The organism is Dactylosporangium sp. NPDC048998, assembly GCF_043197855.1.
Taxonomy (GTDB): Bacteria; Actinomycetota; Actinomycetes; order Mycobacteriales; family Micromonosporaceae; genus Dactylosporangium.
On the sequence record NZ_JBICTV010000005.1, the window covers coordinates 19,392 to 33,973 of the forward strand.

The 14,582-nt window shown below is 69.1% G+C and carries 12 protein-coding genes; 9 read left to right on the top strand and 3 right to left on the bottom strand.

The genetic code is table 11. The features are described 5' to 3' along the window. Positions 1-35 precede the first annotated feature (35 nt). Positions 36-218, bottom strand: coding sequence for a hypothetical protein (locus ACGFI8_RS13825; RefSeq protein WP_392804153.1), 183 nt, complete (start codon positions 216-218; stop codon positions 36-38). Between the two features lie 111 nt (positions 219-329). Between ACGFI8_RS13825 and ACGFI8_RS13830 the strand changes: the two genes are divergently transcribed. Beyond that, positions 330-3,116, top strand: a complete 2,787-nt coding sequence (locus ACGFI8_RS13830) for a BTAD domain-containing putative transcriptional regulator (protein WP_392804155.1) — start codon at positions 330-332, stop codon at positions 3,114-3,116. Positions 3,117-3,447: 331 nt separating this feature from the next. Continuing rightward, entirely contained in the window at positions 3,448-4,893 is a 1,446-nt protein-coding gene (locus ACGFI8_RS13835) for an endo-1,4-beta-xylanase (RefSeq protein ID WP_392804157.1), read from the top strand. A 36-nt stretch (positions 4,894-4,929) separates the two neighbouring features. On the opposite strand, the gene ACGFI8_RS13840 is transcribed toward ACGFI8_RS13835, so the two are convergent. Next, positions 4,930-5,067: a hypothetical protein gene (locus ACGFI8_RS13840; RefSeq protein WP_392804159.1), complete on the bottom strand. Its 138-nt coding sequence runs from the start codon at positions 5,065-5,067 to the stop codon at positions 4,930-4,932. 31 nt (positions 5,068-5,098) lie between these two features. Here ACGFI8_RS13840 and ACGFI8_RS13845 point away from each other — a divergent pair, with 31 nt between their 5' ends. After that, complete coding sequence (locus tag ACGFI8_RS13845; protein WP_392804160.1) at positions 5,099-6,631, top strand: PucR family transcriptional regulator; 1,533 nt, start codon at positions 5,099-5,101, stop codon at positions 6,629-6,631. A gap of 92 nt (positions 6,632-6,723) precedes the next feature. On the opposite strand, the gene ACGFI8_RS13850 is transcribed toward ACGFI8_RS13845, so the two are convergent. After that, positions 6,724-7,743 carry a coiled-coil domain-containing protein gene (locus tag ACGFI8_RS13850; protein ID WP_392804162.1) on the bottom strand — a complete coding sequence of 340 codons (1,020 nt, stop codon included), beginning with the start codon at positions 7,741-7,743 and terminating at the stop codon, positions 6,724-6,726. A 53-nt stretch (positions 7,744-7,796) separates the two neighbouring features. Between ACGFI8_RS13850 and ACGFI8_RS13855 the strand changes: the two genes are divergently transcribed. The 6 genes from ACGFI8_RS13855 (at position 7,797) to ACGFI8_RS13880 (ending at position 14,557) form a co-directional block, all read left to right on the top strand. Beyond that, positions 7,797-9,065 carry an aspartate aminotransferase family protein gene (locus tag ACGFI8_RS13855; RefSeq protein WP_392804164.1) on the top strand — a complete coding sequence of 423 codons (1,269 nt, stop codon included), beginning with the start codon at positions 7,797-7,799 and terminating at the stop codon, positions 9,063-9,065. A gap of 481 nt (positions 9,066-9,546) precedes the next feature. Next, on the top strand, positions 9,547-10,449 hold the full coding sequence (locus ACGFI8_RS13860) for a MurR/RpiR family transcriptional regulator (protein WP_392805349.1): 903 nt from the start codon (positions 9,547-9,549) through the stop codon (positions 10,447-10,449). A gap of 38 nt (positions 10,450-10,487) precedes the next feature. Beyond that, a complete protein-coding gene (locus tag ACGFI8_RS13865) occupies positions 10,488-11,240 on the top strand; it encodes a sugar isomerase domain-containing protein (protein ID WP_392805352.1) in 753 nt (250 codons plus the stop codon). A gap of 22 nt (positions 11,241-11,262) precedes the next feature. Further along, entirely contained in the window at positions 11,263-12,678 is a 1,416-nt protein-coding gene (ngcE, locus tag ACGFI8_RS13870; protein WP_392804166.1) for an N-acetylglucosamine/diacetylchitobiose ABC transporter substrate-binding protein, read from the top strand. A 40-nt stretch (positions 12,679-12,718) separates the two neighbouring features. After that, complete coding sequence (locus tag ACGFI8_RS13875; RefSeq protein WP_392804168.1) at positions 12,719-13,600, top strand: carbohydrate ABC transporter permease; 882 nt, start codon at positions 12,719-12,721, stop codon at positions 13,598-13,600. Between the two features lie 12 nt (positions 13,601-13,612). Beyond that, entirely contained in the window at positions 13,613-14,557 is a 945-nt protein-coding gene (locus ACGFI8_RS13880; protein ID WP_392804170.1) for a carbohydrate ABC transporter permease, read from the top strand. Positions 14,558-14,582: the final 25 nt, after the last annotated feature.

The window sequence follows — 14,582 nt, forward strand, 5'->3', positions numbered from 1 at the left end:
GTGAGACTGCGTCTCACGGCCCTTTTCGAGCTACCTCACGGACAGGTTGACGCGCAGACGATGTCGATCCAGCCCAGCTGCCCGTTGAGGCACCTGCCGTACCAGCCCGACTGGCAGTTGCCCCGCTCGCAGGCGATGCAGTACTTCGCCGAGGCCGTCGCCCGCGGGGCGACGAGGCTGAGCAGCGAGTCACTGATCTTCGCAATAGCTCCACGCATTGATGTTCACCTCCCAGATAATGCGTTTGCGGCTTTCACGGCCGCCGATAGCTAACGTAGGATGCGTCGATACGTCGGCTCGACATCGCCGATACAACGGGCAGGGGGGCGATGGAGTTCCGGCTGCTCGGCCCGGTTGAGGCGTGGTCCACGACGGGACGGTTGGAGGTTGGACCGCCGCGGCAGCGCACGGTGCTCGCCGCGTTGTCGGTCGACGCCGGCCGGCTCGTGCCGATGGAGACCCTCGTCGATCGGGTCTGGGCCGACGAGCCGCCCGACCGGGTCAAGCAGGCGCTGTATGTGTATGTCGCCCGGCTCCGCGCGATCCTGCGCGACGGTGACGAACCGTCGCCGCTGGTGCGCCGCTCCGGTGGCTATGCGCTCGACGTCGACCCGCTCACCGTCGACCTGCACCGGTTCCGTGATCTCGTCGAGCGCTCCCGCGACCCGCACGCCACCGATCAGCAGCGGGTCGTGGCTCTGCGGCAAGCCCTCGACCTGTGGCAGGGCGTGCCGCTCGCGGACGTGTCCGGCCCGTGGGCCGAGCGTCAGCGCGACGGATGGCGCCAGCAGCGCCTCGACGCGGCGGTGGCGTGGGCGCAGGCGGCGTTGCGGCTCGGCGAGGCGGAGACCCTGATCGGCCCGCTGACCGAGCTGACCGCCGAGCACCCCTTCGCCGAGCCGCTGGCCACGGTGCTCATCCGGGCGCTGCACGAGGCGGGGCACACGGCGGAGGCGCTCGACCGGTATGCGCGGATCCGGCAGCGACTCGTCGATGAACTGGGCACCGAGCCCGGCGCGGACCTGCGCGGCCTGCACGTCCGGCTGCTGCAGCAATCCCGTGACGTTCCGCCCGCCGCATCGCGACCTGTCCCGACCGCGGCGCAGCTTCCCCTCGACCTGCACAGCTTCACGGGCCGCGGCGCCGAGCTCGACCGACTCGACAGCATGCTCGGCGCCGCCGGCGAGCAACCGAAGGCCGTCGTCATCGCCACCGTCGTCGGCACCGCGGGCGTCGGCAAGACCAGCCTCGCCGTGCACTGGGCGCACCGCGTCGCCGACCGCTTCCCCGACGGGCAGCTCTACACCGACCTGCACGGCTTCGGCAGCGCCGACACCCTTGTCAGCCCCGCTCAGGCCGTGCGCGGGTTCCTCGACGCGCTCGACGTGCCGCCGCGGCGCCTTCCCGCCGACCTGGCCGCGCAGACCGCGCTGTTCCGCAGCCTCACGTCGGGCCGGCGGATGCTCATCGTGCTCGACAACGCCCGCGACGCCGAACACGTCCGCCCGTTGCTGCCCGGCGGCCCCGGCTGCCTCGTCCTCGTCACCAGCCGGACCCACCTCGCGGGGCTCGTCGCAGTGGAAGGGGCGCAGCCGGTACCCCTCGACCTGCTGACCCATGGGGAGGCCACGCAACTGCTCGCCCGGCGGCTCGGACAGCCCCGCCTTGACGCCGAGCCCACCGCGGTCGACGAGATCGTCACGGCCTGTGCCGGCCTGCCACTCGCCCTCGCGATCGTCGCCGCCCGCGCCGCCCTGCGCCCCAACCAGCCGCTCGCCGAGCTCGCCGCGGAGCTGCGCGAAGACCTCGACCTGTTCGACGTCGGCGACACCCGCAGCGACGTGCGGGGCGTGTTCTCCTCGTCGTACCGCACCCTCAGCCCCGCGGCGGCCCGCCTGTTCCGGCTCATCGGCCTGCACCCCGGTCCCGACGTCAGCGCTCCAGCGGTCGCAAGCCTGCTGGGTGTACCGGCGAAGCAGGTCAAACCACTGCTCACCGAGCTGGCCCGCGCCCACCTGCTCACCGAACCGGCCCTCGACCGCTTCGCCAGCCACGACCTGTTGCGCCGATACGCGGCCGAGCTCGCCGCCGACGAGGACCCGGCCGCCCACCGCGCCGCGGCGATGCGGCGGCTGCTCGAGTACTACCTGCACACAGCCAACGCCGCGACCACGCTCCTGCATCCCTACCAGGTGCGCATCCCCGACCCCGCGCCGCCGTCCGCCGGCGTCACCCCGACCGCCCTCGCCGACCAGGCCGCCGCGGTCCGGTGGATGGCGGCCGAATATCCGGTCCTCATCGCCGCCGTCCACGCGGCCGTCGCGACCGGCTTCGACACCCTCGCATGGCAGCTCGCCTGGACCCTCACCAACTTCTTCAACCGGCAGGGCCGCCACCACGACTGGCTCACCATCCAGAGGCTCGCGCTCGCGGCCGCCCACCGCAGCGGCGACCGCCACGGTGAGGCCCACCTGCACCGCACCCTGGGCCGCGTGCACAACATCCTCGGCCACTTCGACGAGGCCCACGCCGCGCTCAACGCGTCGCTGGACCTCTTCAGCGCGCTCGACGACCACCTCGGCCTGGCCGCCACCCATCTCAACCTCGCTGAGGTCTACGAGGCCCAGGGCCGCAACGAGGCCGCCCTCAGCCACACCGAACAGGCCCTGGTGCTCTACCGCGCCACCGACCGCGAGTCCGGCCTGGCCTATGCGTTGAACGCGGCCGCCTGGTACAACGTCGAACTCGGCAGCCCGCACGACGCCGTCGACTACTGCCGGCAGGCCCTCGCCCTCCAACAGAAGATCGACGACCGTCACGGCCAGGCCGCGACGCTCGACACCCTCGCCTACGCCCACCACCGGATGGGCGCGTTCGACGAGGCGATCGCCTGCTACCGCCGCGCCGTCACCCTCACGCGCGACCTGGCCGACGGCCCCAACGAGGCCGCCATCGGCGAACGCCTGGGCGACGCCCTCTTCGACGCGGGCGACCTGCCAGGCGCACGCGCGGCATGGCGGGAAGCGCTGAAGATATTCGAGGAGCTGAGCCACCCGGCCGCGGAGAAGCTCAGCACGAAGCTGGACAGCCGGCTCCGATTCCCCGCAGCCCGCTGACGCCTCGGCCTTGGCATCGATTTCCGGATCCGTCCCGGAAGGTATCGGCGACGCACCGGACGACACGGCGGGTGGGCCGGTCATGGCCACCGCCCACGCACCCGATCACCCGGCCGCGATCGAAGCCGACTCCCCGCGACACGTTCGATGAAGTCCGAGGTCACAGGCCCACGGGAGGAACCATAAGCGGTGGGGCGGAAATTATCCTGAATGTCCGAATCATCGCGGAACTTACTTCCGTAACAGTTTCGAAAAGTATTGTTAACCGCCGATCGACATGCCAGCATCCCAGGGCATTGAAGTACCTCCATCCCTGAGAAAGGAGGCCCTGGTGGCAGCAAAGCGGTCACTGGGCGTCAAAGCCCTGCTCGGCAGTGCTTTCGGCGCCGCTGTCCTGGCGGGTGCCGTGATCATGATTCCCGACGCGAGCGCGGCGGCCAGCACGCTGGGCGCCGCGGCCGCACAGTCCGGCCGATACTTCGGCACCGCGATCGCGGCCGGGAAGCTCGGCGATTCGGCGTACACCACGATCGCCGCGCGTGAGTTCAACATGGTGACGCCCGAGAACGAGATGAAGATCGACGCGACCGAGCCCCAGCGGGGCCAGTTCAACTTCACCGCGGCCGACCAGATCTACAACTGGGCCAGCCAGCGCGGCATGAAGGTCCGCGGTCACACCCTGGCCTGGCACTCGCAGCAGCCGGGCTGGATGCAGAGCCTCAGCGGCAGCACCCTGCGCCAGGCCATGATCGACCACATCAACGGCGTGATGGCCCACTACAAGGGCAAGCTCGCCTACTGGGACGTGGTCAACGAGGCCTTCAACGAGGACGGCAGCCGCCGCCAGTCCAACCTGCAGGCCACCGGCAACGACTGGATCGAGGTCGCGTTCAAGACCGCGCGCACCGCCGACTCGTCGGTCAAGCTCTGCTACAACGACTACAACGTCGAGAACTGGAGCTACGCCAAGACGCAGGGCGTCTACAACATGGTCAAGGACTTCAAGTCCCGCGGTGTTCCGATCGACTGCGTTGGCCTGCAGACCCACTTCACCGGCGGCAGCTCGCTGCCCAGCAACTTCCAGACCACGCTGTCCAGCTTCGCCGCCCTGGGCGTGGACGTGGCGCTGACCGAGGTCGACGTCACCAACGCCTCCACCACCCAGTACGCCGGGCTGACCCAGGCCTGCATGAACGTGTCCCGCTGCGTCGGCATCACCGTGTGGGGCGTGCGTGACAGCGACTCCTGGCGCTCCGGCGAGAGCCCGCTGCTGTTCGACGGCAGCGGCAACAAGAAGGCCGCCTACACCTCGGTCCTGAACGCCCTCAACGGCGGCTCCACCCCGCCGCCCACCACCGCGCCGCCGACCTCCACGCCGCCGACCACGACAACCCCGCCGGCCGGCGGCAAGCGGATCCTCGGTGCCCAGTCGGGCCGGTGCATCGACGTGCCCAATGCCTCGCACAACAACGGCACGCGGGTGCAGCTGTACGACTGCAACGGCCAGACCAACCAGCAGTGGACGTACACCGCGAGCAAGCAGCTGACGGTGTACGGCAACATGTGCCTGGACGCCGCCGGATCCGGCAACGCCTCGGCGGTCCAGATCTACAGCTGCAACGGGCAGACCAACCAGCAGTGGAACGTCAACTCCAACGGCACCATCACCGGCGTGCAGTCCGGCCGCTGCATCGACGTCTGGGGCACCGGCAACGGACAGCAGGTCCAGATCTACGACTGCAACGGGCAGGCCAACCAGAAGTTCAGCCTGAGTTAGCCGGAGCTAGTCGCAGCTAGTCGCAGCTAGTCGGAGCTAGCCTGAGCTGGCCCGGGCGCGCGAGCTGACAACCCCGACCGTGGTGTGGCGGCGACACTGCCGCCACACCACGTCGGTTGACGCACGGTAGTCGGACAGGCGCTCGTCGTCGGGGTTGGTGATCGGTACGGCCACGAGGCCCATTCTGCTTGTAGCATCCGCGCTGATGTTCCCGACCGTCCGCGAGGTGTTAGCCCTGGAGCCGGTCCGCAACGGCGCCCCGCGGATCGTGGCGGGCGAACGCGGGCTCGACCAGGCCGTTCGCTGGGTGCACAGCTCCGAGGTGCCCGACATCGCCACCCTGCTGCGTGGCGGGGAGCTCGTGCTGACCACCGGCATCGGGCTGCCGCCGGACGAAGCCGGGTTGCGGCGGTATATCACCGACCTGGCCGAGGTCGGCGCGTGCGGCCTGGCGGTGGAGATGGGGCGCCGTTACGCACAGCGACTGCCGGCCGTCATGGTGCGCACGGCGGACGAGCTCGGCTTCCCGCTGGTCGAGCTGCACCGGGGCACGCCGTTCGTGGCCATCACCGAGGCCGTGCACTCGATGATCATCGACGCTCAGCTGGCCGAGCTGCGGGCGACGGAGGAGATTCACCAGCGCTTCACCGACCTGTCCGTCGAGGGCGCCGGCCCGGCCGAGGTCGTCGCCCAGGCCGCGGCGCTGGCCGGCGCGCCGGTGGTGCTGGAGAACCTGTCCCGGCAGGTGCTCGCGTACGACGCCGCGGGCGGCTCGGCGGAGCTGCTGCTGGCCAGCTGGGAGGCGCACTCGCGGGCGATCCGGCCCGCCGGGCGCACCGGGTACGACGCGCAGTCGGGCTGGCTCGTGACCGCCGTCGGCGCTCGGGGCCAGGACTGGGGGCGGCTGCTCATGCGGGTGCCGTCGGCGGAGCCGCGGTACGTCATTCTGATCGAGCGGGCGGCCTCGGCGCTCGCCCTGGGCCGGCTGATCGACCCCGACCCGGAGGGCCCGCAGCGGACGCTCCTCACCGCGCTGCTCAACCACACCATGCCGGTCGAGGACGTGGCCCTGCGCTCGCGGGCGCTGGGCGTGCCGCTGGAGCGCCGCCACCTCGTCGGCCTGGTGATCCGGCCGGCGCTGGCCGCCGACGCCGAACGGGCGTTGTCGGAAATGTCGGTCAAGGGGCTTGTCGGGACTCTGGACGCGATGAGCGCAGGCGTACTGCTGACCCTGCGCGACAAATCGGACGAGCCCGAAATATTACGACAGTTTGCGGAGCGGCTGCAGAAGGGCGACCGGTCGGTCGTCATCGCGGCCGGCGAGGGCGTGTCGTCCCCGCGCGAGGCGCGCCGGTCGCTGGTCGAGGCGGGCCAGGTCGCCGAGGCGGTACGCCACCCGGCCACCGGCGTCGTCCGCCTCACCGACGTCGGGCTGCCCGGCCTGCTGCGCATGCTGCGCGACGAGCCGCGCCTGCAGACGTTCGTGGAGCGGGAGCTGGGCCCGCTGCTGGCCCACGACGCACACCACCCGCGCGAGCAGCTGCTGGACGTGCTGCGGGTGTACCTCGAGTGCGGCCGCAACAAGTCGGCGGCGGCCGAGTACAGCCACCTGTCCCGCCCCGCGTTCTACGAGCGCCTGGCGAAGATCCGCAAGATCCTGGGCGCCGACCTCGACGCGGTCCCGGTGTGCCTGTCGCTGCACGTGGCCCTGCTGGCCCTGGACGCCCTGCGCAGCTGAGTTCCCGTGATGGCGAGGAGCCCGTCGCGGTCCGTGCATATACGAAATGTCGGATATATCCGGGCGCGTCAGCGCCTGGATATATCCGCTCGCTATTGCATCGAGATGTGCACGTGGTTGTAGTGGTCGCCGGCCGGGGTGCCGTCGCCGCCGTAGGACTTCCAGCCGCTGCTCGGCTGCCAGATCCGTTTGTACCAGATCACGTATTTCACGCCGAGGTTCTTGGCGTTCGCGATCGCCCAGGCGGCCAGGTTGTCGCCGTAGGTCTTGTCGGCGCCGGTGGCCCTCGCGTTGACGAATGTCGATGCATTCGCGGAGAAATCGCACGCCTTGCCAAGCGGATGATCGCCGCCGCCGCCGTTGCGATGGCACGACGTGTAGTGCGTGAAGCCGGCCTTGCGCGCCTCGTTGTAGGCGTTGAGCATGCGCGGTGAGATGCACCCGCTCGTCGTCGGGTCGTTGATCGTGCAGCCCTCGGACGGATACGAGCCGTCGGAGTTGCGGGCGACCGGGTTGGTGGTCACCTTGCCGCCCGTCGGCACGCCACTGCTCACGTCCGCGCCGCCGCCGGCCTTGCGCAGCGCGTCCTCGGCGGCCTTCTTGTTGGCCTCCATGATCTTCAGCTGCGCCTGCTGGTTGGCGACCGCCGCGTCGATGTCCTTGCGCTGCTGCTCGAGCTGCTTCTGCGTGGCGACCACCTCGCGCAGCTGCTTGTCCTCCTGCTGCAGCATGTACTCGACGGTGACCATGTTGTGCAGCATGTCGTCGGGGTTTTCGGCGCCGACCATCACCGTGAGCAGGCTGACCCGGCGGCCCCGGTATGCGGTCGCGGCGATCGTGCCGGCCGAAGCCTGCAGCTCGGTGAGCCGGGTCTGCGTCGTGGCCATCTGGTCGCCGATCGAGGCCTGGTCGGCGACGGACTTGTCGAGCCGGCCCTTCGCGTCGTTGTACGCCGCGGTCGCCTTGTCCAGGGCCTGACGCACAGTGAGGTTCTGCCCGCCGTCCTCGTTTGCGCCGGGGGTCGGCTCCGCCGTCGCCGGGTTACCGAACGTGGCCACCAACAGCAGCGCGGTGACCGCCAGCGTGAGGAGACGTCTGGGTGCCGTCAGCATCGCCGGACAGCATACCGAAGCGTCCTGAAAACACCAGCGCGAGAATGAACGGTATGGACGACCTACTCACCCGTCATCGGCGGGTCATGCCCGCCTGGATGCCCGTGTACTACGACGAGCCGATCGAGCTGGTCACCGGCAAGGGTTCGCGCGTCACGGACAGTAATGGAAAAATCTACCTGGACTTCTTCGGCGGCGTGCTGACCAACTCGCTCGGTTACGATCTGCCGGAGGTCCGCGAGGCCGTCGAGCGCCAGCTGCGCACCGGCATCGTGCACACCTCCACGCTCTACCTCATCCGCCAGCAGGTGGAGCTCGCCGAGAAGATCGCGCGGCTGTCCGGCATCCCCGACGCCCGGGTCTTCTTCACCAACTCCGGCACCGAGGCCAACGAGGCCGCCCTGCAGGTCGCCACCAACAAGCGCGCCAGCAACAGCATCCTGGCCGTGCGCAACAGCTACCACGGCCGCACGGCCGGCACGATCGCGGTGACCGGCAACCGCGCCTGGTCCGCCTCGCCGCTCAGCCCGTTCAACGTGAGCTACCTGCACTCCGGGGACCGGCTGCGCGGGCTGTTCAAGGGCATGAGCGACGAGCGGTACCTCGAGGCGGCCGAGGAGGACCTGCGCGAGGTGCTGGCCACCACCACCGCCGGGCCGGTGGCCTGCCTGATCGCCGAGCCGATCCAGGGCGTCGGCGGGTTTGTGCACGGCCCCGACGGCCTGCTGGCGGTGTGGAAGCGGGTGCTGGACGAGCACGGCATCCTGCTGGTCAGCGACGAGGTGCAGACCGGCTGGGGGCGCACCGGCGAGCACTTCTGGGGCTACCAGGCGCACGGCGTGACGCCCGACCTGCTCACGTTCGCCAAGGGCATCGGCAACGGCTTCGCCCTGGCCGGCGTTGTGGGCCGGGCCGAGGTGCTCGAGTCGGTGCAGGGCATCTCGTTCTCCACCTTCGGCGGCAACCCGATCTCCACGGCGGCCGGCAACGCGGTGCTCGACTACATCCTCGAGCACGACCTGCAGGCCAACGCGGCGCGGACCGGTGCGATCCTGCTCGACGGCCTGCGCGCGGTGGACAGCCCGATCGTCGCCGAGGTGCGCGGCCGGGGCCTCATGATCGGCGTCGAGCTGACCAGCGCGGCGGCGACGACCGCGGTGTTCGAGTCGTGCAAGCGCGACGGCCTGCTGATCGGCAAGGGCGGGCTGTACGGCACGACCCTGCGCATGGGCCCGCCGCTGAACCTCACCGAGGACGAGGCGCGTGAGGGCCTGGAAATTCTGACCAGCGCGCTGCATGAGCACGGGCGTATTTCGGGCTGAAAACGCCCAGGTCAACACGACGATCATCGGCGGGGCCGAATCATCCCAGACGGGTTGGTTCGGCCTTTTCCGTGAAAACCGGCGATCCCGACCCAACCTCCGCTTGTAACAAAACGGGCTAATTCCCGGCTCGTGCCCGCCGCCGCGCCCGTCTCGGGTGGTCTTCCCGGGCGGTCGGCGGGCGGCGTCGCCTCAAGATCGAGATCTATTCCGACCTGCTCTTTTAGCTGTATTTAAGATCCACTTCTTTGGTAACAGTTTGAAAACTTCACCCAACTCCTTGACAAGAAGGGCCCTTCAGTAAGAACTTTTACCACTAACAGTTAAGGAACTTTGCTGAAAGGGAAACGTCATGACGTCACGCGAGGAGCTCACGACGGCGGTGCAGACCGCGGTCAGCGCCTCGCCGGTGTCGTCCGTTTCCGCGGCCGCGCAGGTCCCGCCGTCCCAGATCGCACCGGCCGGCCCCGCCGACGGCTTCATGCTCGCCGCGCCCGGCGCCGGCGAGAGCGTTCTGGTGCGGGTCCGCGCCGGGCTGCCCGAGTTCACCGGCGCCCTGCAGCGCGTGGCCGAGCTGATCCTGGCCGACCCCGCGGCGGCGGCCCGCTCGACCATCGTCGAGCTCGCCGAGCGCAGCGGCACCTCGCCCGCTACCGTGACCCGCTTCTGCCGGGCGCTGGGCTTCGTCGGCTACGCCGAGCTGCGACTGGCCATCGCCGGCGAGACCGGCCGGGCCGCCCGCACCGGCGGCTGGACGGTGGACATCGGTCGCGAGATCCAGCCGACCGACCCGCTGGAGCGCGTGCTCGGCCAGATCATGGCCGCCGACACGCAGGCGATGCACGACACCGCCGCGCTGCTGGACCTCGCCGAGGTGGAGCGCGCCGCGGAGGCCATCGCGCGCGCCGGCCGGGTCGACATCTACGGACAGGGCGGCAGCGCGCTGGTCGGCGGGGAGATGCAGTTCTGCCTGCACCGCATCGGCGTCGCCGCCTGGGCGTGGACCGACGTGCACAACGGCCTGGCCAGCGCGGCGCTGCTCAAGGCCGGCGACGTGGCGCTCGGCGTCTCGCACAGCGGCCAGGCACGCGAGACGGTCGAGATGATCGCCGAGTCGAGCAGCCGGGGCGCGACGACGATCGCGCTGACCAGCTTCCCGCGCTCGCCGCTGGCGGAGGTCGCCGACATCGTCCTGCTCACCGCGACGCAGGCGACCACCTTCCGGCCGGACGCCCTCTCGGCCCGGCACCCGCAGCTCGTGGTGCTCGACCTGCTGTACATCGCGGTCGCCCAGCGCACCCACGAGCGCGCCCACGCAGCGTTCTCCGTCACGGCCCAGGCGGTCGCCGGTCACCGGTCGCCGTCCGGAAAGGAAGGGTCGTGACCACCCTCCAGGACGCTCGCGCGAGAAAGGGCGACGGGATGGCCGTCACCGCTCACGGTTACGTCTCCGCGATCCAGTCGGTCATCGACCGGATCGCCCTGACCCAGGTCGACGGCCTCAGCCAGGCCGCCGACCACATCGTCGCCGCGCTGCGCGCCGGCGGCCTCCTCCAGGCGTTCGGCACGGGACACTCCGAGGCGGTGGCGGTGGACTTCGCCGGCCGCGCCGGGGGCCTCGTGCCGACGAACAAGATCCTCCTCCGGGACCTCGTCGTCTACGGCGGCGCGGACCCGAAGATCCTCGAGGACGAGAAGCTGGAACGCGATCCGAGCATCGCCGCCCGGCTCTACGAGATCGCCGCGCCGCGTCCCGAGGACGTGTTCGTGATGGCCTCACAGTCGGGGATCAACGGGGGGATCGTCGAGATGGCGCTGCTGATCAAGCAGCGCGGGCACAGGTTGATCGCTATCACATCGGTCGAGCACACCCTCCGGGTGTCCCCCAGACACCCCTCGGGCAAGCGGCTCGCCGACATTGCCGACGTCGTGCTGGACAATGGCGCGCCGTACGGCGACGCACTGCTGTCGCTGGATAGCGGCGGCGCGGTCTGCCCGGTCTCGTCGGTCACCAACGCGCTGATCGCGCAGCTGGTGGTCGCCGAGGTCGTGCGACGCATCGAGGCCGCGGGTGAGGTGGCTCCCGTCTACCTCTCCGCAAACGTCCCCGGCGGGGACGAGCACAACCACACCCTCGAGTCGCGGTACGCCGGACGCGTCCGGCGAACCGCCTGACCCGAACCGAGGAGACCCCCAAATGTCCAATGAACTGACTCGTCGTACCGTCCTGCGGCGCGCGGCGGCTGCGGGCCTGCTCGCCACGCCGGCCGCCGGTCTGCTGGCCGCTTGCGCGGACAGTGGCAGCGAGGAGCCCTCCACCAGCAACACCGGGGAGGTCAGCGCGAACAACCCGCTCGGTGCGCCCGAGGACCAGCCGATCAACGTCGTCATCTTCAACGGCGGCTACGGCGACAAGTACGCGACCGACGTGCACGAGCCGCTGTACAAGAAGGCGCACCCGAAGTCCGAGGTCAAGCACCAGTCCAGCCAGGCCATCTCCACCCTGGTGCAGCCGCTGATCGCCGGCGGCAACGCCCCGGAGTTCGTGAACAACTCCGGTGAGAAGTCGATGGACTTCGGTGCGCTCGTCGCCGACGGCCAGCTGCAGGACCTCACGCCGCTGCTCGACGCGCCGTCGGTCGACGACCCGAACAAGAAGGTCCGCGACACCCTGATGCCCGGCACGATCGACGCCGGTTCGTTCAACGGCAAGCCGTACGTCCTGTACTACGTCTCGACCGTGTTCGGCATCTGGTACTCCGGCAAGCTCTTCGCCGACCACGGCTGGAAGCCGGCGAGCACCTGGAGCGAGTTCACCGCGCTCTGCGAGGAGATCAAGAAGGCCGGCATCGCGCCGTACGCGTACGCCGGTGCCAACGCCGCGTACTACCAGTGGAACGTGATCCTCACCAGCGCCGCGAAGATCGGCGGCATGGACGTCCTCAAGAACATCGACAACCTCGAGGACGGTGCCTGGAAGGCCGACGCGGTCAAGCAGGCCGCGGAGGCGTGGGCCGAGATCGGTGCCAAGTACAACCTGCAGGGCGCCGAGGGCCTCAAGCACACCGACGTCCAGCTCAAGCAGAACCAGTACCAGCTGGCGTTCTACCCGTCCGGCGACTGGCTCGAGAACGAGCAGAAGAAGGACACGCCGGACGACTTCAAGTACCAGATGATGCCGACGCCGAGCGTCACCGCCTCGGACAAGCTCAAGCCGACCGCGGTTCGCGCGGCGGCCGGCGAGGGCTACATCGTCCTGGCGAAGAGCAAGAACCCCAAGGGCGGCCTGGAGTACATGCGCCAGATGCTGTCGAAGGCCGGCGGCAAGGGCTTCACCGAGACGGTCAAGGCGCCTACCGTGGTCCAGGGCAGCACCGACGGCCTCACCTTCACCCCCGGCACGCAGTCCTCGCAGGACGCCCTCAAGGCGGCCGGCCAGGAAGTGTTCAACCTGTACTTCGACGGCTGGTACAAGGACCTCGACAAGGAGGCCCGTACCGCCACCAACGAGCTGATGTTCGGCCGCATCAAGGCCGACGCGTTCGTCGAGCGCATCCAGAAGAAGGCTGACGAGATCAAGAAGGACTCGTCCGTCACCAAGTTCAAGCGCTGATCGGAGCCTGATCATGCGGCATGGAAGATACCCCTTCATTGTGGGTTTCCTGGCTACGCCGGTGCTGCTCTATGCGTACTTCGTTCTCTGGCCGTACGTGCAGACGATCAATCTGTCGTTCTACCAATGGCGCGGATTCACCGCGAAACGGTGGGTCGGTCTGGAGAACTACGATCGGATGCTGCACGCCGAGCGGTTCTGGAAGGCGCTTGAGCATCATGCGGTCATCCTGGTCTTCCTGCCGCTGTTCACAATTGCGTTCGCGCTGGTCTTCGCCTTCCTGCTCAACGTGGGCGGGAAAGGCGTCGGCGGCAAGACGGCGGGGGTCTGGGGGTCGAGTTTCTACCGGGTGGTGTTCTTCCTCCCCCAGGTCCTCGCCGTGCCGGTCATCTCGGTGCTCTTCGCGACCGTGTACCGGCCCAACGAGTCCGGCCTGATCAACGGTGTGTTGTTGCGGGCCGGACTGGAGAAGCCGGTCGGCTTCCTCATCGAGAAGAACCTCGCACTGCCCGCGCTCATCGCCGTGCTGGTCTGGCAGGCGGTCGGCTTCTACGTGGTGCTCTTCTCCGCCGGCATGGCGAACATCCCGGCGGAGATCTACGAGGCCGCCGAGCTCGACGGCGCCAACAAGGTGACGTTGTTCTTCCGGGTCACGTTCCCGCTTTTGTGGGACACGATCCAGACGGCCTGGGTCTACCTCGGCATCCTCGCGTTCGACGGATTCGCGATCGTGTCGGTGCTCGCCCAGGACAACGGTGGCCCCGACGGCGCCACCACCGTGCTGGGACTCGAGATCTACAACAACATCCAGATGAGCCGGTACGGCGACGCCGCCACCTACGGTGTCGCGCTGTGCGTGCTGTCGCTGGTGTTCGCGGCGTTCACGCTGCGGCTCACCCGTCGTGAGTCCTACGAGTACTGAGAGGCCGGGGAAATGACCGCTATCATCGGCCACGACACGCCGGGTCAGCGCAGCGGCCGGCCGGGCGCCCCCGCGGTGCCGCCGCCGCCGCGCCCGCGGCGCAAGCTCAACATCGCCGGCGGGGTCGGCCACATCATCCTGGCGATCTGGGCACTCATGATCATCGTGCCGCTCATCTGGGTGTTCCTCGCCTCGTTCAAGAACACCACCGAGATCTTCAGCGCGCCGTGGACGCTGCCAGAGCACCTGCGCTGGGAGAACTGGGGCCGGGCCTGGACCAAGGCGAACGTCGGCCGTTACGTCCTCAACAGCGCGTTTGTGGTCGCCGTCGCCACGGCCGGCACCATGCTGCTGAGCGCGATGGCCGCCTACGTCCTGGCCCGCTACAAGTTCGTCGGCAACCGGCTCATCTACTTCCTGTTCGTGGCTGGCATCGCCTTCCCGCCGTTCCTCGCCGTCGTCCCGCTGTTCTTCCAGGTGAAGCAGATCAGTAGCTTGGCGGTCATCGGCCCGTACTTCGGCCTCAACAGCTACGGCGGCCTGATCGTCGTCTACATCGCGTACTCGCTGCCGTTCACGATCTTCTTCCTCACCGCGTTCTTCCGGTCATTGCCGAACTCGGTGGCGGAGGCGGCGACGATCGACGGCGCCTCGCACACGCGGCTGTTCTTCTCGGTCATGCTGCCGATGGCCAAGCCCGGTCTGATCAGCCTCACGATCTTCAACCTGATCGGGCAATGGGGCCAGTACCTGCTCCCGCTGCTCCTGATGGCGGGCGCGAAGGACAAGTGGGTGCTCACCCAGGGCATCCAAGACATCTCGACGGCGGCCGGCTACGAGGCGGACTGGTCCGGCCTCTTCGCCGCGCTGACGATCTCGATCCTGCCGATGATCGTGATGTACATCATCTTCCAGCGCCAGATCCAGGCCGGCCTCACCGCCGGTGCCGTGAAGTAAGCGCAAGCACGCCGTGGACCCCGGC

Bases quoted from the DNA above. Each gene is read 5' to 3' on its own strand.
- ACGFI8_RS13825 (WP_392804153.1), bottom strand. From the start codon at position 218: ATGCGTGGAGCTATTGCGAAGATCAGTGACTCGCTGCTCAGCCTCGTC.
- ACGFI8_RS13830 (WP_392804155.1), top strand. From the start codon at position 330: ATGGAGTTCCGGCTGCTCGGCCCGGTTGAGGCGTGGTCCACGACGGGA.
- ACGFI8_RS13845 (WP_392804160.1), top strand. From the start codon at position 5,099: ATGTTCCCGACCGTCCGCGAGGTGTTAGCCCTGGAGCCGGTCCGCAAC.
- ACGFI8_RS13850 (WP_392804162.1), bottom strand. From the start codon at position 7,743: ATGCTGACGGCACCCAGACGTCTCCTCACGCTGGCGGTCACCGCGCTG.
- ACGFI8_RS13855 (WP_392804164.1), top strand. From the start codon at position 7,797: ATGGACGACCTACTCACCCGTCATCGGCGGGTCATGCCCGCCTGGATG.
- ACGFI8_RS13860 (WP_392805349.1), top strand. From the start codon at position 9,547: ATGCTCGCCGCGCCCGGCGCCGGCGAGAGCGTTCTGGTGCGGGTCCGC.
- ACGFI8_RS13865 (WP_392805352.1), top strand. From the start codon at position 10,488: ATGGCCGTCACCGCTCACGGTTACGTCTCCGCGATCCAGTCGGTCATC.
- ngcE (WP_392804166.1), top strand. From the start codon at position 11,263: ATGTCCAATGAACTGACTCGTCGTACCGTCCTGCGGCGCGCGGCGGCT.
- ACGFI8_RS13880 (WP_392804170.1), top strand. From the start codon at position 13,613: ATGACCGCTATCATCGGCCACGACACGCCGGGTCAGCGCAGCGGCCGG.